General features: G+C 41.6%; 25 protein-coding genes. 11 read left to right on the top strand and 14 right to left on the bottom strand.

The features are described from left to right. Nucleotides 1-236 (bottom strand): transposase (locus tag CRJ00_RS00005; protein WP_144038043.1); only part of this gene is annotated, 236 nt, incomplete at its 3' end. A 306-nt stretch (nucleotides 237-542) separates the two neighbouring features. Here CRJ00_RS00005 and CRJ00_RS00010 point away from each other — a divergent pair. Next, the gene (locus tag CRJ00_RS00010) at nucleotides 543-770 is read left to right on the top strand and encodes a helix-turn-helix transcriptional regulator (RefSeq protein WP_099364890.1); all 228 of its coding nucleotides are present in this window, start codon (nucleotides 543-545) and stop codon (nucleotides 768-770) included. Here the strand turns inward: CRJ00_RS00010 and CRJ00_RS00015 are convergent, their stop codons facing one another. Both CRJ00_RS00015 and CRJ00_RS00020 read right to left on the bottom strand, forming a co-directional pair. After that, nucleotides 771-1637 (bottom strand): HEPN domain-containing protein, encoded by an 867-nt coding sequence (locus CRJ00_RS00015; RefSeq protein WP_099364891.1) that lies wholly within the window; start codon nucleotides 1635-1637, stop codon nucleotides 771-773. It abuts the gene before it with no gap. A 292-nt stretch (nucleotides 1638-1929) separates the two neighbouring features. Next, complete coding sequence (locus CRJ00_RS00020; RefSeq protein ID WP_099364892.1) at nucleotides 1930-2154, bottom strand: hypothetical protein; 225 nt, start codon at nucleotides 2152-2154, stop codon at nucleotides 1930-1932. A 214-nt stretch (nucleotides 2155-2368) separates the two neighbouring features. On the opposite strand from CRJ00_RS00020, the gene CRJ00_RS00025 reads away from it, so the two are divergent. Together CRJ00_RS00025 and CRJ00_RS00030 are read left to right on the top strand one after the other, a co-directional pair. Further along, a complete protein-coding gene (locus CRJ00_RS00025) occupies nucleotides 2369-2911 on the top strand; it encodes a YciE/YciF ferroxidase family protein (protein ID WP_099364893.1) in 543 nt (180 codons plus the stop codon). 477 nt (nucleotides 2912-3388) lie between these two features. Next, the gene (locus tag CRJ00_RS00030) at nucleotides 3389-3772 is read left to right on the top strand and encodes a hypothetical protein (RefSeq protein ID WP_099364894.1); all 384 of its coding nucleotides are present in this window, start codon (nucleotides 3389-3391) and stop codon (nucleotides 3770-3772) included. 1192 nt (nucleotides 3773-4964) lie between these two features. Here the strand turns inward: CRJ00_RS00030 and CRJ00_RS00040 are convergent. Both CRJ00_RS00040 and CRJ00_RS00045 read right to left on the bottom strand, forming a co-directional pair. Then, nucleotides 4965-5567, bottom strand: coding sequence for a class I SAM-dependent methyltransferase (locus CRJ00_RS00040; protein WP_099364896.1), 603 nt, complete (start codon nucleotides 5565-5567; stop codon nucleotides 4965-4967). A 649-nt stretch (nucleotides 5568-6216) separates the two neighbouring features. Further along, nucleotides 6217-6783: a Crp/Fnr family transcriptional regulator gene (locus CRJ00_RS00045; protein WP_099364897.1), complete on the bottom strand. Its 567-nt coding sequence runs from the start codon at nucleotides 6781-6783 to the stop codon at nucleotides 6217-6219. 79 nt (nucleotides 6784-6862) lie between these two features. On the opposite strand from CRJ00_RS00045, the gene CRJ00_RS00050 reads away from it, so the two are divergent. The 6 genes from CRJ00_RS00050 to CRJ00_RS00075 all read left to right on the top strand — a co-directional run bounded on the left by CRJ00_RS00050 (nucleotide 6863) and on the right by CRJ00_RS00075 (nucleotide 11459). Further along, the gene (locus CRJ00_RS00050) at nucleotides 6863-7552 is read left to right on the top strand and encodes an HAD family hydrolase (protein ID WP_099364898.1); all 690 of its coding nucleotides are present in this window, start codon (nucleotides 6863-6865) and stop codon (nucleotides 7550-7552) included. 2 nt (nucleotides 7553-7554) lie between these two features. After that, entirely contained in the window at nucleotides 7555-8181 is a 627-nt protein-coding gene (locus CRJ00_RS00055) for a chloramphenicol acetyltransferase (protein ID WP_099364899.1), read from the top strand. A gap of 200 nt (nucleotides 8182-8381) precedes the next feature. Next, the gene (locus CRJ00_RS00060; protein ID WP_144038044.1) at nucleotides 8382-9461 is read left to right on the top strand and encodes a toprim domain-containing protein; all 1080 of its coding nucleotides are present in this window, start codon (nucleotides 8382-8384) and stop codon (nucleotides 9459-9461) included. 9 nt (nucleotides 9462-9470) lie between these two features. Continuing rightward, on the top strand, nucleotides 9471-9809 hold the full coding sequence (locus CRJ00_RS00065) for a plasmid mobilization protein (RefSeq protein ID WP_099364901.1): 339 nt from the start codon (nucleotides 9471-9473) through the stop codon (nucleotides 9807-9809). Then, on the top strand, nucleotides 9803-10903 hold the full coding sequence (locus tag CRJ00_RS00070; protein ID WP_099364902.1) for a relaxase/mobilization nuclease domain-containing protein: 1101 nt from the start codon (nucleotides 9803-9805) through the stop codon (nucleotides 10901-10903). Before CRJ00_RS00065 ends, CRJ00_RS00070 begins: the two co-directional genes overlap by 7 nt. A gap of 88 nt (nucleotides 10904-10991) precedes the next feature. Continuing rightward, entirely contained in the window at nucleotides 10992-11459 is a 468-nt protein-coding gene (locus tag CRJ00_RS00075; RefSeq protein ID WP_099364903.1) for a response regulator, read from the top strand. 14 nt (nucleotides 11460-11473) lie between these two features. Here the strand turns inward: CRJ00_RS00075 and CRJ00_RS00080 are convergent, their stop codons facing one another. From CRJ00_RS00080 to CRJ00_RS00095, 4 genes are read right to left on the bottom strand one after another with little or no spacing between them, the layout of a single operon-like run. Next, nucleotides 11474-12559, bottom strand: a complete 1086-nt coding sequence (locus CRJ00_RS00080; protein ID WP_099364904.1) for a hybrid sensor histidine kinase/response regulator — start codon at nucleotides 12557-12559, stop codon at nucleotides 11474-11476. A 35-nt stretch (nucleotides 12560-12594) separates the two neighbouring features. Continuing rightward, complete coding sequence (locus CRJ00_RS00085; protein ID WP_099364905.1) at nucleotides 12595-14757, bottom strand: sensor histidine kinase; 2163 nt, start codon at nucleotides 14755-14757, stop codon at nucleotides 12595-12597. A 10-nt stretch (nucleotides 14758-14767) separates the two neighbouring features. After that, on the bottom strand, nucleotides 14768-15865 hold the full coding sequence (locus tag CRJ00_RS00090; RefSeq protein ID WP_099364906.1) for a ThiF family adenylyltransferase: 1098 nt from the start codon (nucleotides 15863-15865) through the stop codon (nucleotides 14768-14770). Between the two features lies 1 nt (nucleotide 15866). Then, entirely contained in the window at nucleotides 15867-16787 is a 921-nt protein-coding gene (locus CRJ00_RS00095) for a hypothetical protein (protein WP_257213636.1), read from the bottom strand. 207 nt (nucleotides 16788-16994) lie between these two features. On the opposite strand from CRJ00_RS00095, the gene mobC reads away from it, so the two are divergent. Then, a complete protein-coding gene (gene mobC / locus CRJ00_RS00100; protein ID WP_099364907.1) occupies nucleotides 16995-18977 on the top strand; it encodes a conjugal transfer protein MobC in 1983 nt (660 codons plus the stop codon). Between the two features lie 113 nt (nucleotides 18978-19090). Here mobC and ybeY read toward each other — a convergent pair whose 3' ends face one another. Continuing rightward, nucleotides 19091-19528 carry an rRNA maturation RNase YbeY gene (gene ybeY, locus CRJ00_RS00105; RefSeq protein ID WP_099364908.1) on the bottom strand — a complete coding sequence of 146 codons (438 nt, stop codon included), beginning with the start codon at nucleotides 19526-19528 and terminating at the stop codon, nucleotides 19091-19093. Next, nucleotides 19528-19938 carry a Holliday junction resolvase RuvX gene (gene ruvX / locus CRJ00_RS00110; protein WP_099364909.1) on the bottom strand — a complete coding sequence of 137 codons (411 nt, stop codon included), beginning with the start codon at nucleotides 19936-19938 and terminating at the stop codon, nucleotides 19528-19530. The genes ybeY and ruvX overlap by 1 nt, the downstream gene beginning before the upstream one ends. A 406-nt stretch (nucleotides 19939-20344) precedes the next feature. Between ruvX and CRJ00_RS00115 the strand changes: the two genes are divergently transcribed. Beyond that, nucleotides 20345-20944, top strand: a complete 600-nt coding sequence (locus CRJ00_RS00115; protein WP_099364910.1) for a hypothetical protein — start codon at nucleotides 20345-20347, stop codon at nucleotides 20942-20944. Between the two features lie 481 nt (nucleotides 20945-21425). Here CRJ00_RS00115 and CRJ00_RS00120 read toward each other — a convergent pair whose 3' ends face one another. From CRJ00_RS00120 to dnaG, 3 genes are read right to left on the bottom strand one after another with little or no spacing between them, the layout of a single operon-like run. After that, nucleotides 21426-22466: a glutaminyl-peptide cyclotransferase gene (locus tag CRJ00_RS00120; RefSeq protein WP_257213637.1), complete on the bottom strand. Its 1041-nt coding sequence runs from the start codon at nucleotides 22464-22466 to the stop codon at nucleotides 21426-21428. Nucleotides 22467-22473: 7 nt separating this feature from the next. Beyond that, on the bottom strand, nucleotides 22474-22719 hold the full coding sequence (locus tag CRJ00_RS00125) for a YraN family protein (RefSeq protein WP_099364911.1): 246 nt from the start codon (nucleotides 22717-22719) through the stop codon (nucleotides 22474-22476). Between the two features lie 47 nt (nucleotides 22720-22766). Next, nucleotides 22767-24761: a DNA primase gene (dnaG, locus tag CRJ00_RS00130; protein ID WP_099364912.1), complete on the bottom strand. Its 1995-nt coding sequence runs from the start codon at nucleotides 24759-24761 to the stop codon at nucleotides 22767-22769. Nucleotides 24762-24841 lie beyond the last annotated feature (80 nt).

Consider the following 24841-nt stretch of genomic DNA (forward strand, 5'->3'; position numbering starts at 1 on the left):
ATCTTGTGGTCCAGGGCGAGGTCCGCATACATCTGCTTGAGACGGCGGTTCTCTTCCTCCAGTTCCTTCATACGGCGCAGCTCTTGGCTGTCCATCCCGGAATACTTCTTCTTCCAAGTGTAAAAGGTTGCTTGGTGGACACCCAACTCCCTGCAGATGTCCGAAGTGCTTTTACCCGATTCATGTTGCTTGATCGCAGAAACAATCTGGCTCTCGCTGATTCTTGTCTTTTTCATTGTACTGTTCTAAGTTACGAATTTTCGCGTTTCAGACAGTCCGAATTTTCGGGAGGGTTACAGATGGAACTGACAGAAAAGGCGGCTCCTTTGTCCCATGGGTGGGCGTGAGAAACTACGCGTCCACAAACCAAAGGAGGCCTCTCCTGAATTCTTTATAGGGAAATGTAAGTTTATAATATTCATTCAAATTGGCTCTAGGTTTCTCACGCCTAACCAATAAATGATTAACAAAGATATAAAACATTTTACAACTAAACAAATTTGTTTGGTAAATAAATATAGGGAATCCTTTGTTTAGATTGTATGGATGCAAAGGAATTAAAGTTTAGAAAAAAATTGGGTGCTAAAATTCAAGAAATGCGACAAAAACGCAATTTAACCCAAACCGATCTTTCTGCTTTGTTGGGATTTAAAGATTATCAATCTCTGGCTAGAATTGAAAATGGTAGAGTAACAACCTCAATTTATAATATTTATATTATTTCCTTAGCGCTTGAATGTACTATTCAAGACCTTTTTGAAGATATCTAATTATCTTGTTAATTTAACTTTACTTAGCTTTATAACTACTTTTTCTAATCTCTCACCTTTTTCAATCAATTTTTTTAAGTCAACAACATCAATAAAATAGCCTTCTTGATATCTTGAATCAATATAACTTTTATTTAATATATCAAAAAGCCTAACTTCTTCAGAATCTCCAATAGGAAAATTAAATAGTTGATTCAGTTCTTGAGAAATGTGTTTAGAATATTTCCGATAAATTTTTATTTTATGAGTTTTAGGCTTGTACCCTGTATAAATTAGGAGAATCCCTCCATAAAATTTTTCAATACTCTGGTTTAAATTAAAAATGACTTGGTTTAAAGAAGATTTTTTATCTAATGCATTTTTAAACAAGATCTTGGTGCCCTCTAAAAATTCACTCCCTGAAATTATCCAATTTTCATAATATTGTTTAATTAATTGGTATTCATTTTCTGGAGAAATAATTTCTAAGCTTGAAAAAACAACATTATTAGAATCATACAACACAATTCCTTCCTTAATAATATCCTTGAAAAAATATTGTCCAGAGGACAAACCTTTGTTTATATATTCAATTGTATGGACAATAGGACTTACATCATGATCAAATCCTAAGGTTCTATTCTCTATCTTACTAACAATCTCATATTCTTTTTCTTTTAATTCATTATTTAAAACAACTAAAAAATCAAAATCGCTTCGATAACTATAGGTTGCTCCTCCTTCTTGATATTCATCATCCACCCAGTCCCCTCTAGCAAAACTCCCGAATAAGATCACTTTTTCAGGTAAAGCCACATCCTTAATGATTTCAAGAATATCCAAAATCTGTTCCCTTTTATCCAATGGTAAATGAGCTAATTTTTCCATGTTATAAATTTAATAATTAAAATGATACCACATTTTGTAATAATTCCACAAAATGTTAAGAAAGTATAGGCGTCCTGCTATCTAATTTCAATATTAGAGCTATTCATAATTAATATTTTCGAAATGGGATGGCAGAAGGAGGGATGTTAAATTTTAAGGAAAGTTTAATAAAACGGATATTAAACCATTTATGCAAATTAATTAAGATAATAAGGATTCCTTATCAATTCGAATTGAATAATAAAATATGCAGGTTTATAATTCCAATAAAAAGGTTGAGGCAAGATAAAAATTATTCCACCCCAAAAGTTATCACAAATACGAGATGGTCTGAATCGGCAGTATCCACAGAAGAATCCTCCAATTTATGATCAAGATATTCAATGTGATTATATCCATATTCTTGCTGCAGGTCTTTTGAGATTAAATTGATCTGACTTTGAAGGTATGATAGACCACCCTGCTCCAAGAATATATGGTTGGGTATAGTCATCCTAGCCGTGATGGTGTTTTTCATTCCTGAAATATAGGAATAATCCTGAACTAATGAAGTCAATTAATCGCAATATGACAATCGCGTAATTACCATTTATCAAAAACAAACATTTAACGCTTCGTAAAAATGAATGGTTTAAAATCAAAAGTACAGAGATCTACCGCGCATAAAAAAAAATAAAACCATAAAGGATGGTTAGTGTTTACTATTAAAAAGACAATCTAATTTTAAAATTATGGCTACAACAAAAAAAAGTCCTACCAGCGAAACAAAAGTTAAAGCAAAAGCAGATGCAGCCAAAGATCTTCAAGGCCTTTTTGAGGATGGCCTGAAAGATATCTATTGGGCAGAGAAGGCATTGGTGAAAGCTCTACCTAAAATGGAAAAAAATGCTACAGCTAAAGAATTGAAATCAGCGGTGCAATCCCATCTAGAAGAAACCAAGGAACATGTTTCCAGGTTGGAAGAAGTTTTTAAATCCATAGGCAAGAAGGCTTCGGCAGAAAAATGCGATGCAATGGCTGGTCTATTGGAGGAAAGTGAGGGTATAATGAAGGAAACTGAGGTGGGCCCCGTTAGGGACGCAGGTATAATAGCTTCTTCACAGAAGGTTGAACATTACGAAATAGCTACTTATGGGACTTTGGCTGCATTTGCCAAGGTGCTAGGGCACAAAGAAGCAGTGAAATTACTTTTGGCCACACTAAAGGAGGAAAAAGCTTGCGATAAAAATCTCACGGCTTTGGCGGACACAAACCTTAACAGTAAAGCGGATTAAATATTCTATTCTATAATTATTCATCTCAGAACCACTCTTCGGAGTGGTTTTTTTATTTTTGGAATAAAAAATATTGGATTTACTGCGTTGTAAAAATTTCCTTCAGATAAATATTTTGGGAACCATAGAATGTAATGAAATAGAGCCCCCGAAAAAGGGAAAATCCTGTTTAATGCTATCCATAGCAAATACTACCATGGGTCCCTAGCAGAATGAAAAAACGCTAATGTTTTCCGGCCCAGTAATAATTCGACCCTTATAACCCAAACAAACAAGCCTACGATCGAGTGATGTAGGCTTGCGAACCAATTTACCCAATGGCAGGGTGACTAATATTATCAGGTTAAAGCTAACCAAAAAAATTAAATTACATCTTGACTTTTGAAATTAGTCAAATGGAATTATTTAATTGGGAAGATATACTTTCAAAAAAAGATGGCACAATTGTAACATCTTGAAACAATTACTATAATAACAATGGAAAAGTCATTGATTATATATAGTAGAACGGAAAATCCCAAAAGTTCAAAAAAATATAAAACAATTCCTTTTGGTTTTTGTATAATACACAACGTTAAATCATATCTAACTAAAACGTTAATTCTTCTGATAAAAATTATGGCTTTATACAAATGTGCTATGGAGTTATTAAATCTTGAACACGTTATCCTGAACAGGTTATATCACAACATGAGTTTACTTGATCTGGAGGTTTATCCGGAATTTAAACAATCTCTATCAAAGCTATTAAAGAAGTCCAAGATTGCATCAAAGAAAAAGGGGAACGATAAGTTGCTAAATTATCCATATGAATTTGAAATAACCCCATTGGGAAAAATACAATTGCTTTCTATACTCTAGGATCGGTACTTTACTATATCTTAGGGGAAACTGAGGATTTTGCCAAATATGCATGGAGCCGACGGATAATGATTCCATAAAGATTTCTCTATATACTCCTTTAAATAATCTCACCTTGATCTCTAAAGAATATCTAGTGAGATTTATAATAATCTCATCGTTAAAATTCCATTCATTTTCTTCTCCGGAGTGTATTCTTAAGTCAGGTAATTTTGTAATCTATTTAATAGAAATTCCCGAGAGAACTTCAATGGTGGGCCGATTGCTTACTTCGATATCCATTAGGGATATGGACCGGATTAACTTCCTTTGGTCAACTGGCAGGATCGTGAACTGATTAAGGACTATTTTATTGGAAACGATACCAGCTACCTTGGAGAATGTATGACCAATGATTTTAGAAAACATAACAACCGATATAAGTCAAAGGATTCTTTATGTACTTTGCATTGGGATTACAAAAAAACAACAAAAATATAATACCATTAAAATTCCTGCTGAAAGACGGAATTTACCATAGGATACGTGGTTTGCAAAACGTTCGAACGCCAAGATGGCCAGATGGGCCTCAGAAAGACATCTATCGGAGAGCAATAAACCAAACGGCCCACTATAAACATAAATACAGAACCGAAAAAATATTACGGAATATCAATATTTATCTTTAGAATGACGAAAATAATTTCCCCTCCAGCCATATTTTGTTTACTTTTGTTGGAGGAAACAAATCTGGGACCTGATCTGGTTTCGGTAGGACCTCCAAAACCGGCCAATAATGGAAAATAACGAACAGAAGGAAAAAATGATCGATTTGATATCGATTGTATTTGTAATCGTTTTATTGATAATAATCATTTTGGTCATTCAGATTATTTCAAACCATCTAAACTCTACCGAGGACTATTTTTAACCTATTAATAGGTATCGTTTAAATTGAGGAATTAACTTAGATAAAGGATGTGGCCAAGCGCACTGACCGGTTTTTCACGGATATGCTATGCCCCTCAATTACAATCAAGCACCTTTCAATAAATCCAAAAAGAGCATAAACAGAAGGTACACACACGAATAAGGGATCACTAATCATCTTCTCATCAAAGGAGGAGCTCTAAATTAGAAGAATTGTCCTCTGGATTGAAATAACAATCTTACGATCTATAGGGTCATGTACTAGATAACTCCCTCATTTCCTTCACTTTTTTTTGCATTTTATCAAATAAAATGGGTAATTTCCATTCACTTCGGTTACTTCAATCAGTCCATATCTCCCAAATTCCTCCTGTATCGTCTCTTTATCGTAAAAGAACATCGTTACTCCGCCAAACATTCCATAACGATCTTTGCTGATATATTTACCTTGACCGTATGTATGGGCTTCTTTCGTAATGGTAGTAAATACCATAAGCCCTCCTTGGATTAGTTGGTCATAGCAACCCGCAATTAGAGCGGCTCTTTCCTTACTGTTCAACAAATGAAATAACGCATGGCAAAATATACCATCATATTGGATGGTATCGAAAGGCATTTCAGTTACAGAACCGTGATGAATGACCATTCCACTTCCGTAGTGTTTCCTTGCTAGATCAATAGCAGTTTGGAATATTTCTATGCCGGTCACATCTATTCCGATCTGTTTGAAAACTTGGGCATTTCGTCCGTAGCCGATACCGGGAATAAGCAAATTCTTCACACAATTGTCTTTAAAATAATCTCTGGTTATCAGAGCAGACCTGGCAGGTTCAAAGCCCCACATTTCCTGCTTTTCAATAAAGTGTTCTTCCCAAAATTCTTTCATATCGTTGCTATAACTTTATGGTTTATTTACTATTATGTCCAACATCCGCCCATTTAAATTATATATTCCTAATTTATGATTTTATCATCAATCCTTGAATAGCACCACTGCAAATATTTCATGAAAACGAATAATAACTTCACGGTGGATTAATTCTTACCACAATGATAAAAAAAGGCATGAAAATATTTTTTTGGTATGGTGATAGAAAGCTGGAAAAATTAGGTTTACCAAAAAGTTACTTTTAATCATTAGAGATATCCTAACTTAAAAAGACCGCTTGGGAGAAAAATGGAAAGTTCAGGTTATTTGTAGGATTAAAGTAAATGGAAAGTAAGCAGGATTCAGCACTTAGCTGAATATTCCCACAAAGAAGCGGATTCCCTTATGAAAAAAACTTGTTATTTGACAAGTCTCACCTTTAGCAAAGCTTTTTTACCGAAGGGGTTCCGCATGGTATCCTGGAAAAAAAGCAAGGAAAAGGAAATCGCCACAATGCAAATTTATGCCAATATATCTGACTAAAATATCAGCAATGTTATTTTAAAGAAATTGCAGAGATTTAACGGGTGGTCATTCTCTTTTTTGAACCTTCAAAATTATCCCGGAGACCGTCCAAAGCAATCGGCCGTTTTTTGGATCTCCTAAATCATTCCGAAAGACCTTTGAACGCCCTGTTAAGACTTCTTACTGTAATACCGAGATATGAAGCGATATCCTCTTTTGACATGTGCATGTCCTGTTTGGATAGTAGTTCCAAGAGTTTAGCCAAGCTATGCTCTATGGTATACAATTGTTGGAATGAAGCCCGACTTGCCGTATTGATTATACGTTCCGCAAAAGCATCTACTAACAGATTGTTAAGTTTTATGTCATTCTTTATTAGTTCCGCAAAATATCCAGGAGATACAGCATAAACCGTCACGTCCGTCATTGCTTCGATATTGCAAAGACTAACGATTTTTCTGATAAATTCAATTTCGCCAATGATTTCGCCCTTGCCTAAAAACTCAAGTATATATTCTTTGCCGTTGTCTTCCGTAAAAAAGCATTTGACGACACCCTCTTTGATAAACATAACTTTAGTTGCCCTTTCATTTTGAAAGAACAACTTCTGCCCTTTGGAATATTGCTTTTCGATAATATTTTCCCTACGTTGCTGATTATCGTAAAGCTCCTTCACATACCCTAAAAAAGTTTGGTTAGTTCGCAACATATATCGGTCGGGACAAATGTCCTTTTTTTAGTTTTTCAGTTTGTTGATTTTTGCATTTCAATAATACAAAAGTAAATAAATGAAAGACAGTATAAAAACAATAGCATTCGACGGAGACGACACTTTATGGATGAACGAGCCATACTTTCAGGAAGCGGAAAAACAATTCTGCGAATTGCTCGAAAACTATATGCCCCAGCATTCGGTATCGCAGGAACTGTTTAATACCGAAATGAAGAACCTGAGCCTCTATGGCTACGGAGTGAAAGGTTTTATGCTGTGTATGATGGAAACCGCTAGCCGTGTTTCCAACCGAACTGCTTCATTGGAACTGATTGATAAAATCATAGCCAATGGACAGGAACTTCTACAAAAACCTATCGAACTACTGCAGGGCGTGCCCAGAACGCTGGAACAGTTGAAAGGCAGGTTTAGGCTGATTTTAGCCACCAAGGGTGATTTATTAGACCAGAAACGTAAACTACAAAGATCCGGATTGGAGGACTATTTTGATCATATCGAAATAATGAGCGATAAAAAGGTGAGCGATTATCAAAAGCTGTTAAAAAATTTGGACTGCAGGCCGGAAAATTTCCTGATTTTGGGCAATTCCATTAAATCGGATATACTGCCTATTCTGGAATTGGGCGGATACGGCGGACACATTCCCTACCATGTGACATGGACATACGAACGGCATGAACATAATTTGAAACACGTTAATTTTGTGGAACTGAAGTGCATTGGCGGAATCCTGAACTATTTGTAGATATGAAAACATTGATTGACATTGAACAGTGGAACAGAAAGGAACATTTCCAATTCTTTTCCCAATTTGAAGAACCGTTTTTTGGCGCAACGGTTAACATTGACTGCACACAGGCATATAAAACCGCCAAAGAAAAGGGAAATTCCTTTTTTCTATACTATTTATTCAGAGCATTAAGGGCCGCCGACGAAATAGAAAATTTCCGTTACAGGATCAACGACAGGCAGGTGTATCTCTTTGACAGTATAAATGCCTCGCCTACCATCAACCGACCAAATGGCACTTTTGGCTTTGCCTATATGGATTACTACAAGGACGAAATCGATTTTTATGCAGCAGCACTTAAAGAGATTGAACGAGTCCAGCAGTCCAACAATTTAATCCCTGCTGTTTCTGGCGAAGGTATCATCCACTTTTCGGCCATTCCATGGATAGACTTCACAGCCCTCTCCCACGCCAGAAGTTTCTCCTACCCTGACAGTTCGCCAAAAATTTCCTTTGGAAAAGTAACAGAGGATAACGGACGAAACACAATGCCTGTTTCCATTCATGGACATCACGGATTGATGGATGGCTACCACATAGGGCTTTTTGTGGAAAGGGTCCAGGAATTATGGAATGAAGAATAGATCCGGTTTATAACTCTCTATGAAAAGACTGTAGACACACCACGGCCCACTCTAATTTGTGGGCCGTTTCTTTACTGGCCCGATATAAAGCTCAGGAAGATGCCTTGGCTGAAAGTTCCAGACAAGCTTATGCACGTATCTCATGTCGAAGGGTATATGACATTATTCTTGTAAAGAAAGATGAATCTATAGGTTTGAAAATGATCCGATTTTCTATTCCACCAAAATCCCCCTGTACAAACCCAGGAAATAAAATTCAGATATATTTTCCTACGGTGTATTATTCCATTGGACCCATTGCCGATTTTATATATGTATTCCAGATTTGGAATCTGATTCTGAAATTAGACCGTTGTAACCCAGCTGCTGAAATGGAACCTTCAAACCCACGTGACATCCTAGATCTGATCCGGAATTTGGATCTGGTGGATTACCTTGCCAGTTGTGGAATATCTCCACAGAGGATCAGGGGAAATGATTTTTGGTATCTTTCACCAATACGCCATGAAACCGAAGCATCCTTCAAGATCAACAGGAAATTGAACCGTTGGTATGATTATGGAATCGGAAAAGGCGGCAATCTCATCGATTTTGCTATCATCCATCAGGGCACGAGCATTAAAGAACTCATAAAAAACATGTCCGGTTCAGGTCATTTACGCCCGCATCGGCTAGCTTTTCCCGAGACACAGCACCATGCTGATCATAAAATGGAAATCATTGGTAACGTATCTCTCCGTTCAGATAGTTTAATGAGGTATATCCAGGAAAGAAGGGTATCGATTTCGATCGCTGATGAGTATTGTAGGGAGATAACCTTTAAGGTACGCGACAGATCCTATCTCGCAATTGGATTCGCCAATGACCAGGGCGGTCTCGAACTCAGGAATCCGTATTTCAAGGGAAGTAGTTCTCCAAAGGATATCACCAGTATATTATCAGGTAACAAAGAGGTCATGGTGTTCGAAGGATTCATGGATTTCCTGACATTTCGCACACTGAACCGTGGAATAGGCCCAGATTCAGTAGATTTCGTTGTACTCAACGGTATTTCCCTATTTGAGAGGGCTTTACCGAAGTTCAAAGCCCATGAAAAAGTCTCCCTTTTTCTAGATAATGATCCGCCTGGAAAGAACCTTACCCAATATGCTGTCTCCCTTGACCCTAAGTTCAATGACCAGAGCGGGCTTTATGATGGACATAAGGACCTGAATGATTGGGCGACCAAAATCGGTCTAAAACCATACAGAACAACCAGAAGATTGAACCACAGGCAATAAATATCAGTTATGAAAAATGAGAAGAATTTAAGGACAAAGAGACTGCTACTTTATTTTACACATGAGGAGTTCCTGAAGATCAAGCATAGACAACAAAACTCAACCTGTCCAAATATGGGAGTTTACTTCAGAAAACTGCTTTTTTCCAACCGGATCGTTTCCACATATAGGAACCGATCCCAGGATGATATCCTACATGAGGTCTCCCAGGTGCGAAAGAACCTAGAACTGCTGTATGTGCGGATCGGTCAAACAGAAGTGGAGGACACCATAGGTATCCTTCAAATCCTGAGAGAAGAACTATTTTCCCTTGATTCGGCTGTTGAGAAAATGTTGGAGGTATGGTAGCATTGATATACGAATTAAAGGGAACAACTGAGATCCTATTATATAATGAAAAAAAAGTGGCATTGGATAGGGCGGACTATATCCTAGCGGGAAATTTTCCCTTAGGAACGCAATCGCTTGATCTGGGATTAAAGAATAAATATCTGGCAAGACGATGTTCCCTCAATGAGAATGTGCTGTTACCGGCTGTACATATCATCCTGAATTTCCATCCAAGTGATCTTTCCAGAATTGACCACCACCAGCTGGCCATCTGTTGGAAATTCATGGAAGCCGTAGGATTTGGAAAACAACCATACCTCGCATATAGACATCGAGACACCCAGAATCCCCATATACATATTGTAACAACCAATATATTGGCAAATGGTAGAAGGATAAGGATGCATAGGATAGGTCTGCTAAGATCAGATCCTGCACAGAGGGAAATTGAACGGATCTTTGGACTTGTAAGGGCGAAGCAGACAATACCCCTCATTCGGCAATCAGACACCAATAACATCCAGGAATTGAATTACGGAAAAGTTCCAACAAAACTATCCATTGAACGTACCACTGCCCATCTGATGGAAAGATATAGCTTTGGCGACCTTCGTGAATGGAACACACTGCTCAAGACCTTTGGCATAAAGTGCAGTTTGCTCCAACCATCCGAAAAAAGGTCCTCTACCGGCCTTCTATATTTCATAACCAACAGAAATGGTGTCTCCCTGAGCGTAGGCATTCCCGCATCAAGACTTAAAAACCGACCAACACTGGCTTCACTGGAGGAAATATTCCGTGCCCATGGAGAGCGGGTAGGATCATCGCTGAGGAGGCTCAGAGTAGTTCTTGGAGAGCAGGCACTGTTGCCTGAAAACGACAGGAAAATAGAAGATGCTCTTCTTCAACAAGGGATCCAGCTGATTAAAAGTGCAGCAACCCCAACGGATACGATATTCATAGACCACCTACAAGGCTGTACTATTAGCATATCACGTTTGCAGCAGCCGTTCCTAAGGGACATCATAATAAAAGGAATTCCACCTCAATATACCGCCCAAAAGCAATCCATTAGGGAACGGACTCTACGAATTCATGGACCAAACAGGTGAAGTAAGCGTTTCGTCCCCGTTCACCGCTTAAAATACATATTCCGAGATTCGGGAAAATATTGCTAATTTTGTAAGAAATTAAAAGTAGATGGAAACAGGCGAAAAGATCAATATTTTGTATGTGGATGATGAAGAAAACAATCTATTCTCCTTCAAGGCCAGCTTTCGGCTTAAATATAATGTTTTCACCGCCTTGAATGGCCCTGATGCAATGGATATAATTTCCAAGAATGAAATCCACATCATTATCACCGATCAGCGAATGCCGGGGATGACTGGAGTGGAGTTCCTTGAAAAGGTGATCGAACTGGACCCCAGTCCTATGAGGATACTCCTTACGGGTTATACGGATATGACCGCGGTGGTCGATGCAATCAATAAAGGTAAGGTATTCCACTACCTGAACAAGCCCTGGACCGAGAGCGAAATAGATGGGATCATTTCCAAGGCCTTCCAGATCTACCTGAACAAGAAGGAGATAATCGAACAGAACTCCAGGCTGGAACTTTCCAATGAACAGCTTGAATTCCTATTAAGGCAGAAACTCCTGTCCTAGGAATCTCCTAGCAATCACTTGGTGGGAATAATGACCTTGAAGGTTGCCCCCATCCCAAGCTCTGAATCCACTAGGATCTCACCTGAGAGCTTCTGGATCGCGCTCTTAACATTATACAATCCAAATCCCATTCCATGCGCCTGGTCGCTTGCACGCTGGAATAGATTGAAAATAATCTGTTGGCTCTCCTTTGGGATCCCGATCCCGTTATCCATGACCTCCAGAACCGCATGATCGGGATGGGTGACCACGGACAGAAATATGCTCTTGTTCTTCTCGGTTTCCTTCTGGTACTTGATGGCATTGGAAACCAGGTTGTGGATGATGAGTTCGATGATCGATCTATCATTTATGAAGGCATAGACCTGGTCGACACGCGTATCAAGATTTACACCACTCCCATTTGCATAGACCTTATAGAAATCCGTTAGATCATCAAATACTTCCTGGAAATTAATTTTTGACAGGTTCAGCCCCCCTCTCCGCAAGAGGTAATAGTCCCTTAGACTGTCGATATAGTCCTCCAATTTGACCAATGACTTTCTCATGAGCTTTAGTATTTCGTGCAATTGGTCCACACTGTTGAACTCAAGGGCAAGTTTGATGGCGCTCATCATCCCTGCCAATGGATCCTTCAGGTCATGACTGACGCTGTATGAGAATTTATCGAGTTCATCATATGCCTTGACCAGTTCCTGGTTCCTCTGCTCAAGAAGTGTATTTGCGAGATAGTACCTATTTGCCTCTTCAATGCATGAAAGAAGTTCTCCCTCGTTCCAGGGTTTGCCCATGAAACGGAAAACATGTCCCCTGTTGATGGAATCCATGACGATCTGGGGATCAGCATATGCTGTTAGGAGGATCCGAACAGGTCGCGGGAAATCAACCTGGATCCTCTCAAAGAATTCCACACCCTGCTCTCCAGGCATCTTCTGGTCACAGAAGATGATCCTGATATTGGGATTCATGGTGAGCAGATTGAGTGCCTCTGTGGTATTATCGGTAATGTGGACATTGTATCTAAGCCTTAAGAGTGCCTTGAAGGAATACAGGTTGGCCTGTTCATCGTCTATGTATAATATATCAAATTTCTTTTCCATTGTTAACACTTTTTAATGAATTACCGCTCAAATGCCTAATTGTTCTGTCTGACCGGAAGAATGATTATAAATGTAGTCCCCTCACCCTGAACTGACTCAACGAGGATCTTTCCGTTATGGCGCTCAATCGTCTTGTAGGCAATGGACATTCCCAGACCTGTACCCTCGCCAACTTCCTTGGTAGTAAAAAACGGGTCGAATATCCTGTTCATGATCTCCCTTGGGATCCCAGTTCCGTTATCCTGGAACCGGATTTCTACCTCATCGTTTTCATCGATCAGACGGACCTGGATGGTTATCCTGGCACCGAAGGATTCACCGAACTTTTCACTAAGGGCATGTATGGAATTAGTAAGGATGTTCATGAAAACCTGGTTGAGCTTTCCCGGGAAGCACTCGATGAGGGGGATTTCCTGGAATTCCTTATGGACCTGGATAGATTCCCTGATCATGGTGTTTAGGATTACCAGAGTGGACTCGATCCCCTGGATTATATCAGCGAACTTCAGCGAATCCTCATCAACACGCGAAAAGACCCTCAGGCTCTTGACGATCTCCGAGGTCCTCTCCGCCCCATCCTGGACACCCTTTAGCAAAAAGTGGATCTCCTGTTTGAGGTAGGGAATATCCTGGTCCGATTTGGCAAGCTCGATCAAGCCCTTTTTCTGTTCCGTTCCCAGACCATCGGAGATCGCTATATCCTCCAACCTCTCCAAGAGTTCCCAGAGTATTTCAATGTCCCTTCTTAAAGGGGTTATACTGGATGTCACAAAATTGATCGGGTTGTTTATTTCATGAGCTACCCCCGCGGTAAGCTGTCCCAGGGATGCCATTTTCTCCGATTCCACCAATTGAGCCTGAGTCTCACGAAGATCGACCAGTGTTTTATTGAGCGATTCATTTGACATCTGAAGTTCATGGGTACGTTTATGAACCTGATCTTCCAGGATAGTATTCTGTTCCATGATCAGCCTTTGGTTCTCGCGGGAGATTTCCAGCTCACGTAGTTTGGCTGCAATGAGCTCCTTTCGATAACTGTTGATCTTATCGGCAAGAGCAAACGACAGGATCAGCGCCTCGATTATAGATCCGATCTGAATGGCCCGTGTAGTAAAGACATTTGTCGGAAGAATCTGATAATCCTTTAGGATGAAAACCAGAACTGAGATGATAAAAACATACCAGGCGAACAGGAACAACCTAGTCTGTCTTCCTCCAGTCTTTGCCAAAATGGAGGCCATCAACAGTACGATTATTCCACCCACTCCGGCGATCATGTTAACTGCCTTGTAGGATAAGGATATATACCCCATCAATAATAGGACCATCGATAGGAGATAACCCAACAAAAATATGTTCAACAAGGAATTGAAATACTTTGTTCTTGTGGAGGTCTGAAGGAAGGTCTTAACGAAATTTATGGTCGCAATGCCCGACATAGCACCCCCGAATGTCAGTATCCTGGAATTGATCCATTCATTGCCCACCTGGAATATCCGCTCGAAAAGGCCAAGTATGGCTAGTTGAGCGAACATCACCCAGAACACATAGCCAACATAGCTGAGGTAGTTCCTGTCTTTGGTGGATATGTATATGAAGCCGTTATAGAAGATAAGGGAGAGCATCAGACCAAAATATATGGCCGAGAGGGTATCCTCCTGCTGGAGGAAACGGAAAAGCCCAGTAAGCGAATGAAGAGAAACGGGTACAGTCAGCTGTGTGCTACTGGTCAGCTTCAGGTAACAGATGGCCCTTTCTCCCTTTTTCAGGTGCAGATCGAAAAGAAAGAACTGATGCTTGAACTTCCTCCTGCTCAAGGGCTCTCCCAGAAAGTAGACCGTGCTGTCGGTTCCGCTAGGTCCTACACGATAAAATTTCACCCGGTCTATATTAGGCATGGAAAGGTCCAGCATCAGGTTCTCCTTATCGGATTCATTGAGTATCTCGAATTTTATCCAATGGACACCCTGGTCGATACCGAGATTTGGGACCTCGATCCGGCTCTGTTCGAAAAGCTCCGGCCTGGAAAGAACTTCGCGTAATTCCAGTTGGTCCGATTCCTGGGAATAAATTTGCAGTTTCTTCCCCAAGTAAAGGATATCCTCGCCCTTGTAACGTATAATGTTGTCCCCTGCCAGGATTTTGGCCGAAATGGATAACAGAACAAGGCAAAGGAAAAAGGGACGGAACTTTCGCATTTGTTATTTTTTAGTATGGTTTACCGGTCAAAAGTTCATGAAGGTCAAAATATTGCCTTCCTGAAGCAAGAGCCTCACCCAACAACAGCTTTCTTGCGGTCCAACAGCAAAGGGCTGCCCCCAACATGACCTCGGAGGCCAACTGTGGCCAAGATTTTAGCCTTGAACCCAACATCGGAAGGGATTCCTGCATCCGCGGAGAGATTTTCCGCGGATCAACGATCTTCATCAGTATCTCCAAACGTTTGGCAGGGTCGATTTTCTCCGGATCCCCAATATCCGTTCCCTCCAATAAACCGTGGAAGATCGGGCGGCCCGGTTCCAGATCGAACCTTTCTATATCCAACATCCCCCTATCATTTGTCTCCATGATGACAGGTACACCCAAATCCCTCGCCATCATACGGCTTTCGATCTTCACCTGTAATCCATCACAGACTTCCACCAATAGATCCAATGGTGATCCTCCGCCGAAGAAATCAGTATAATTGTCCTTTCCCATCCCTAAAGGGAAGATCTCCACTTCAAGGTAAGGATCTATCTGGGCGATCTCTCGGGCTGCCAGGACAACTTTCGGCATCCCTAGATCCATCACCCCGGATTTCAAACGGTTCATATTGCTCAGATCCAGTGTATCGAAATCTGCCAGTTTAAGCCTCCCGCAAGTCCTTTCCATCGCTATCGTCTGTGCGATAGCAGCTCCAACAGACAGACCAATAATGCCGATTGTCTTTCCCCTTAAAAGTTGTTGTTCCTCCGATCGGATCTTCAGTTGGTTACGGTTGGTCCTGACCTCTATGAATTCCTCCTCAGAAAGAATGTGCACTAGGCTACGCCTCCAGGGATAATACACCCATAGGCCAAATTCTTCAATTGGAATTCCTTTTAGAACGGAATGGAGAAAATCACCGAAACCAGAAAGCTCCCCATCAGCTGGAAATCGGCACAGATAGAGGTCCACCAATTGGCTCTGTATCTGATCGTATTCCTGATCGATGTGGCCGTCCATCCGCAGCATATTGAGCTTCAGTAGGTCACTGGGGTTAGACAGATCGTAAAAACTGGGGCGGTATTGCCACTCCCGGTTCGGGAAATCAGGTTCTTTCATACTATAGGATTATGATTTTATCAGGATCGTTCTCTTTTGTTATGCTGCGGGGACCATTGGACATCTGAATGATCCGATTCAGGTCCCATCCCTCCAGATCATTAAGGCCAAGATCGTAATGTATCTCTATCTCCTTTGAGCGAAGGGTCTCAATCCTTGCTCCGACCCCCATTTGCCGCAGGTCCAGAATGGCCTGACGATCCAGTTCACTGGCTAGGGAGAGCTCCTCAACGTCATCAAGGACCATGGTTGTTGCCAAGAGGTCCAATTTAGGGTAATAGAAGGTACCATTGTTACCCACACCCGTCTCCTGCCGGTAACCGACAGCCTTCGTGAGGTTTATGGTGTATGGCGCGCAGAGCGCAAAAAGTGACTTTAACCCAATCTTCGGTGCAATGGCAATTGCAGCCCTGGTCAAAAATATACTTCCGATACCATAGCCTGCAATCTCCCGGGAATTCCACAGTCCACATCCCTCACCAGTGCCGGACTGGGCATGGGCCCAAACTAGATCAAAAATCTTGGGATCCATCATTCCCGTCGCCTCTTCTATGGGAAGGGCCTGTGTTCCGCCAGCCACATGGATCCGGGCACCCCCATAAACGAAATTGCCATCAAGGGATTCAACTATCAGTACGAAAGCTGCCGGATTGAACATCCAATCATCTTTTGAGGAAGTGACCTTTTTGACTCCAATGGCAGTCAGAACGTGTTCATGCCCCTTGATGAACCTTTTGCACGTTTCAGGATCATCGATCGCGCGAAATGCCCTAAGTCTGACCGTAGGTCGATTGTTATTGAGTATAAGAGACACAATTGATTCAATTTTGAAATAGCCAAAATATGGAAAATATTCGATAGTCGGATAGATGTTAAAACATTTTAGTTTCAGAAAAGAACCTGGGAAAACCGGAATGCCCATGATCAGAAGATTTTAAATCCAAAAAAGTGGTCCAGGAAGCATACATGTCGGCTTATCCTAAAGTCTATGGTCAATTACCCCTCTTTCTAGGCACATGGATATATCTAATTTTTTAGGGGTATATTTCCTGAATGATTCTACACTTAACTTTATTGAGCACCTGATTTCATAGGGAGTTCATATGCAGCAGTTAAAACAGGACATATCATGAATACCGGAGAGAATATCCAGGGCCTTCGAAAAGTGGGCGATCTGAGCCGAAGTATTTCGGTAGTACTTCTGATGCTCCATTATTACGTTCTGTTCTATCCAGAACTGCTAGGTACCGGTCTGACCAATAGGTTTTCCGACAGGCTCTTGGCCGGTTTATTCAAAACAGGATTTCTGGATGTTCCGGTCATAAAATCTGCGATTATATTCTTTCTGGTACTTTCCCTATTGGGGGTAAAAGGCAAAAAGGATAAGAGTCGCAAAAGCCACATTGCCCTGTCCATCTCCTTGATAGGATGTTTATTCTACCTGTTTGGTCATATGGCTCTTGCGCTAACCGGGAACCTTTTTCTTTCGCTGATCTGCTATACCATCATTAATTCACTAGGATACCTTCTCCTTATTGTCGGTATGACCCAATTTGCCCGGATCATCCATCTGGAAATGGGTATTCAGGATATCTTTAATTCAATCAACCAGACCTTCCCCCAGCAACAGGTCCGGTTGGAGAATGAATATTCGATCAATCTGCCGACTGAATTCCCCCTTGGAAGTAAAAGGAAGAATGGGTGGATCAACATTATCAATCCGTTCCGGGCAATTCTGGTACTTGGAAACCCCGGATCAGGAAAATCCTATTATGTCATAAGACATATCATTTCTCAACATATCCAAAAAGGGTTCACCATGTTCGTATACGACTTCAAATATGACGACCTTAGCCGGATCGCCTACCACCATTGGAAGAAAAACCGTAGCGGTTCAACGAAATCCACATCATTCTTCAGGATCGATTTCGATGATCTCCAAAGGACGCACCGATGTAACCCTCTGGAACCTTCGGCCATGAAGGACATTACCGATGCTGCCGAATCGGCAAGAACGATTCTTCTGGGGCTCAACAGGGATTGGATTAAACGTCAGGGCGATTTCTTTGTGGAATCAGCGATCAACCTCCTGACTGCAGTCATATGGTATCTCAGAAAATATGATGAGGGGACCTATTGTACCCTCCCCCATGTCATCGAACTCATGCAACAGGACTATGACCGGCTCTTCTCACTTCTGAGGAGCCAGCCAGAGATCCAGGTCTTGGTGAACCCTTTTGTCAACGCTTATTTGAATGATGCCATGGAGCAGCTCGAGGGACAGGTAGCTTCGGCAAAGATCGCCCTTGCCCGAATTTCCTCTCCCCAGATCTACTATGTTCTCTCAGGTAACGATTTTGACCTTGACATCAACAATCCGGACAATCCGAAGATAATTTGTATGGGAAACAATCCCCAAAAGATACAGACCTATGGTGCCGTGCTTTCGCTCTATGTGAACCGTTTGATCAAACAGGTCAATAGAAAAGGTGTGCTCAAAAGTAGCCTGGTGTTCGATGAATTCCCAACGATCTATCTAAACAACATAGACAGTCTGATCGCTACTGCCCGGAGCAACCGGGTATCCACGACACTTTGCGTACAGGATATCAGTCAATTAAGAAAAGATTATGGCAGGGATCTCGCTGATGTCATATTAAACATCGTGGGAAATGTAATATCAGGTCAGGTTTCAGGTGAGACCGCAAAACAGCTATCGGACCGTTTCGGACGGATCGTCCAGCCCAAAAGGAGTATTTCGGTCAATTCCAATGACACCTCCGTCAGCCATTCAACACAATTGGATACGGCCATCCCTGCATCGGTCATCTCCTCCCTATCCGCCGGAGAATTCGTAGGTCTTGTCGCTGATGATCCAAAGAACCCGGTTGAACTGAAATCATTCCATGCCAGGATCATCAATGACCATCACTCACTGCAACTAGAGGAACAGGAGTATTCCCCCGCTGAGCAGATTGGAAACCTACAGGAGAAATATGTCCATGATAATTACAGGTTAGTAAAATCCGAGGTATCCGATCTGGTCATATCGGAAATGGACAGGCTATTGTCCGATCCTTCCCTCAGGCACCTAGTCGTTTCAAAAAAATGATTTGTCCAATCTTCCTTATCATCCCTGGAAATTCATGCTATAACAAATGTAGGAGTGGACCAATGTAAACCTTACAATTGATTGGAAGGATTGTAGCCCACAAGATGGAACTTCTAAACGAATCCCCTAAGAGAGAGTGCTTCATCCTCTTTAGCCCTCATCCGGGATTTATCTCCCTTGTCCTTATCCTGATAGCCGCAGAGGTGGAGGATCCCATGGATCAGCACGCGATGAAGTTCATCGGTCTGGCTTACCCCAAATTTTATCGCGTTCTCTCGCGTCCTGTCCACGGAAATAAAAACATCTCCCGCAATGGTATTCCCATCCTGGGAAGAATCAAAGGTTACAATATCCGTATAGGTATCATGGGCCAGATATTGCCTGTTGATCTCCAGAAGGTAGGCATCAGAGCAGAACACGAAGCTCAGTTCACCAATGCGCCTAAAACCTTCCTGCTTGATTACCGCAGCGATCCATTCCCTTATCTTCTTTTTATTTTTTATGGAAAAATCTATATCCTCCGAGAAAAAATGAATATCCTTTAATGCCATTATGATGATTTACTTTGCATGTAAGATTGCAGAATAATGGTGGCAGAAATACTGTCCACAAGACCTTTATCATGTAGTCTCCTTTTAAGACCAGATTCGGTGATTGTCCGCTGGGCAATTTTTGAAGTAAACCGCTCGTCAACTTCGACCACAGGGATATTGGGGAAACGCTTCCGTAATTTACGTATGAAACCGCGAACATGTTGGGCAGACTGCGATTCAGTCCCGTCCATCTGCCTGGGGCTTCCCACGACAAACGTTACCACTTCTTCCGTCTTAAAATATTCCGTCAGAAAATCCCATATCGCATCTGGGTGCAGGGTCTTTAGTGACGTTGCGATCAATTGCAAGGGATCGGTAACCGCTATCCCCAGTCTCTTGGTCCCATAATCAAAGGCCATTATTCGCATATCTTTACTTTTAGGACAAAAATACACATTGTTGGCCCTTTGCCAATGAAGGTTGCCATATTTTTTTCAAATACTCCAAAGTGACAAACCAACCAATCATTTACTTGACCACAACCGTACATCTACATAAAACAAACCTGTCCTCAATAGTGATTCCCCATTTGGAACCGGCAATTTCAAACGATTCCAAATTCCCCAATGGTCTGATATCTTGTTTGGATTTCTGGAAAAAGCCACACAGAGTTTCCAAGCTGGTATTCTAGGTTACCTTTTCGTTTCTGCGGCAGAAATACCCGCAAGGCTAAACTTGAGCCCCCTGCCAAATCCTTGGGAGGAAATCCCCAAAAATCGCAGATAAAATTTAAACTAATCCAGTCTTCAGGTTGTTCCTTAACTAAAACGTATTATGGAACATAAGATACCATCCCATCACGAAGGCAAAAAGATGGACATTGTGGAATCCGTAGATTTTCAAAATGAAACCATGGCAAAAGAATTTTTCTCAGAGGCAAAGGCTCGATTACTCAGCATCAACAAATGGTTTCAAGTTGCTGAACTGCCCGCTTCAAGTTTTGAACTTCTGGATGCATCCGGACAACACAGTAATGAAGAACCGCAAGAAGGAGATTTTATAAAAATTGATATTCCAGGTCCTGGCCTAAAGAGTACAGGAGGGTACGACTATGTGCAAATCGAACAGATAAGTGTAACTTCTGGGATTGACCAGGATCTTATTACTTTAACTGTCCGTCCGAGCTCACAACCCAATGTCGAAGATGACCATGAGACCAAACATTTCTTTAAGAACTTGGCAACTTCTACGTTCCAAGTAAATAGGGTGGGCAATACCGTAACCGCTAATTATTATGGTCGAAACGAGCTGATGAATCTGCGACTAGATTCATTTATGGACAGGATAAGGAACCTGTTTGTAGCTCTTGGAGCAAAGTTGGGTGCCTCTTCTGTACAATGGGAGGCTTTGGTAAAGGGAATTATAAAGACCTAAATATATTATTTACAAAATAAACCTATTTCCATGCCCCTACCGTACAGAGTAAGCTTGGTATAGTCATAAAGAGCAACTAAAATATGCATATAAAAAGCTAGGGCTTCTAAGATGGGCGGAAGCCCATCATTACATGTTGACTGAGATTTTAGATTTAGATAAAGAGTTTCTCCCCTTTGCTCCTAGGAGACATCCCAAATGGAATGATCAGACGCTTGACCTCATGCTAAAGGGTGGAAATTTCTCTTTTTATGATACTGGAAACCCTGATATTGAAACACCCTTTTCTAGGATCAATCGTACTCAAAGGCTTACTAATTCTTTTTTCAGGAATTATAGGATTGCCCCTATGGAAGCGATCTGCTTCCCATTCACACAGTTCTACAGGAAACACCTAACCTTATAATAAGTCTAAAAGAGTTGAGCTGGACATCATCTGGGAAGAATAGTATTTACAAATTAAAATCTAAAAATCATCCGCTTACTTTATTCTTACTTCGTAAAGTTTTGTCCAATCCTTTCCCGTTACCAATAAAGTTTTGGAATCAGCCTTATAGGCAACCCCATTCATTTCATTGCCTGTCGAAGCGCGTTTGCCATCGTATAAACCCACAAAATTCACTTTTCCCTCCACTATTCCGGTATTCGGGTCAATGATCACCATGATATCCCTATCTGCATGGTAAAGATTCGCATAGACCTTGCCATCGATGAACTCCAGTTCATTGATGCTATCAATAGGACCGTTATCATCATAGATAACGATGGAACCCGTTTCCTTCAGGGTAGAAGGATCCAAAAAGAATAGTTTATTGGTACCGTCCGATTTGATGAAACGCTTCCCATCATAGGTCAAACCCCAACCTTCCTTACTCTCGCCATAGGCAAAAGTACTCAGTTGCTTAAAGCTGGATTTATCGAACACCAACCCTTTCATCTCTTCCCAGGTCAGCATGTAGATTTTATTTCCTACCACGGTCATCCCTTCTCCGAAACTTTCCGAAGGAAGATCATGTTTCTGCAATACTTTTCCTGTAGTAAGATCCACTTTACGTAGGGAAGAACGTCCCTGCATTCCAGTTGATTCGTACAATACCCCATTATCGTAATATAGCCCTTGGGTAAAGGCCGTTGAATCATGTGGAAAGGTATTGACCACTTCAAAAACATAGTTCTTAGGTGTAGGCGGAACGATCAACAATTCACTATAGGCCATGTCCTCTTTTCCGCCCGAATAGATCTTAGCGGTTAATTGTTTATTTCCATAACCGATCTCATTGGAATCGAATACCACGGTAGAGGTATCCGATTTACGTTCGAAAACTTCACCATCGATCGCATAGACGACTGAATCCAGACTGGCATCCTTAAAGTTCAATTTCACCTGTACTTTATCGCCTTTCAGCACCTTACTGCCGGTGACCGGATTTACAAATTCCAGTTTTCCTTTTTGTGATTTACAGCTCATCACCAACAAAAAAGGTATCATCAAAAGGGTTAAACCCGATAATTTCATGCTCATTTTCATATTAATAGTTCCAAAAAGCGTCTCGTATATAGTTTACTTTATTCTCAATAAATGTCACCAGATCAAAGCGGATTTCGCCTTCAAATCCGGAGATCCGGAGGTAGGCTTGCGCTGCCCTGCTCAATCGTTGCTTCTTCTCTTTACTTAAGATCTTATGGCTTTCCACAAACTCACCCTTTCCCCGCAACTTGATTTCCACAAAGACCAGCACCTTCAGTCCCTGCCTCTCTAAGAATAACCGTGCCATTTCTTCGCCTCTCTTCCCTAAATCCGACACGTCCTATCCTCCAGAAATTATTTAACCACCGTATTCCCCAGTAAGCTCCCCAACAATTTCTCTCCCTCCTTCAACATCTGGTATTTGGTCAACAGCATGGATATCTCGTCGGCATCCTGCACCGTTTTCAATTCTTCGCGAATCTGATGCATTTGCTGTTCAATTTTATTCTTTTTCAATCGAAAAATCAACTGATTCACCAAATCTTTTAGTTGATCCTTCTCCTCAGGCACAAAAATCTTGCGTTTGTCATCATTCCAATTCGGTGAGATATCGTACTTTTTGGCCAAGGAATCCACAGCCAAGGCAGAAACTTCCTCATTTTCATGGGCGAAGAAAAACTTCGCTTCGGGCACCTGGTATTTCTCCGCTTGTTTCTTAAATTCTTCTACAATGAGCTTACAGGTAGGGTCTACCAGTTCCACATCACTCAAACTTGCCAACAGAAATGGAGCAACCGGCACATCGCCATTACCTTCCCAGGTAACCAGTTCCCGACCATAATTCAACAGTACGCGAACAAATTCCCGTTCCATGAGGAGCTCGGAGGAAATAACCTTCGGTTTTGAAACCTCCGGTAAAGCGATTCCTTCTGCCTGCATGGCCGCCAACATTTCGGCCGGAATAAATTCATCCAGATCAGGGGCTGAAGCTGCGGCGGCTTGGTTAGCAGCCTGGTTAGCCTCCTTCCTATCCTTTGCTTTCGCTTTATCGATCCGGATCTTATTGAGCTCGCTCAACAATACTCTTTCCTCGATATCCAACAAGGTACTACATTGTTTCAGATAGACGGACACCTTGATTTCATCGGGAATCAGAGCAATACTCTGCACCACTTCCCGGATCACCTCCGCCCGCTTGATCGGATCCCCTCCGGTATCCTTCAATAATATGTTCGTTTTATAGAAAACAAAATCTTCCTGATGCTTGCTCAGGTATTCCTTGAATGCACTGGCACCGAAGGTCTGTATATACGAATCGGGGTCATTTCCATCTGGGAACAACAATACCTTTACATTCAAGCCTTCCTCCAACAACATATCCGTCCCTCGCAGGGAAGCCTTGATGCCTGCCGCATCCCCGTCATAGAGGATCACCACGTTCTTGGTATAGCGGGAAATCAACTTGATCTGTCCAGTCGTCAAGGATGTTCCCGAAGAGGATACGACATTTTCTACCCCAGCCTGATGACAGGAAAGGACATCGGCATAGCCTTCCACCAAATAACAGACATCATTGTCCATGATGGCTTTTTTTGCCAGGTGGAGACCATAAAGTACATTCGATTTATGGTAGATTTCCGATTCCGGAGAGTTCACATATTTCGGAACGGTCTTATCCGTTTTTAGGGTCCTTCCGCCGAATCCCAATACCCGACCGGTAAGATTATGGATCGGGAAGAGCACCCTTCCCCGGAATCTGTCGTAGAGCGATTTATCATCCCTTTCTACCGCCAGTCCCAATTCGATGAGGAATTCCCTGATGTATCCTTCCTCCTGCGCCTTGTCGACCAAGCTCGTCCAGGCATCCGGGGAATAACCAAGTTCAAATTTCTTGATGATGTCTTCACGGTAGCCGCGTTCCTTGAAATAGGATAGACCAATGGAACGACCAAGATCAGAATCCCAGAGTTGTTCGCGGAAGAACTTATTTGCCCATTGGTTGGTGACATAAAGGCTTTCGCGTTTATCTTGCGCAGCAATCTGCGCCGGCGATCGTTCCACTTCATCAATGGGAATATTATAGCGATTGGCGAGGTATCGAATGGCCTCGGGATAAGGGTATTTCTCATGCTCCATGATGAACTTTAGGGAGTCGCCTCCCGCTCCACATCCGAAGCATTTATATATGCCTTTGGAAACAGAAACGTGAAAGGAAGGTGTTTTCTCTTTATGGAATGGACAATTCCCGATTAGGGAAGTTCCTCGCTTTTTCAGATCCACGAAATCACCCACCACCTCTTCTATACGAGCCGCATCCAGTACCTTATCAATCGTTTCTTTAGTAATCAAAGCTAATATCCTTTCTCACAAATATAGGGAAAAATAAAAAGGTTGTCTTTACTAAGCAGACAACCTTTTCCTTAAATAAT

This window comes from Sphingobacterium sp. 1.A.4 (assembly GCF_002734245.1).
GTDB lineage: Bacteria > Bacteroidota > Bacteroidia > Sphingobacteriales > Sphingobacteriaceae > Sphingobacterium > Sphingobacterium tenebrionis.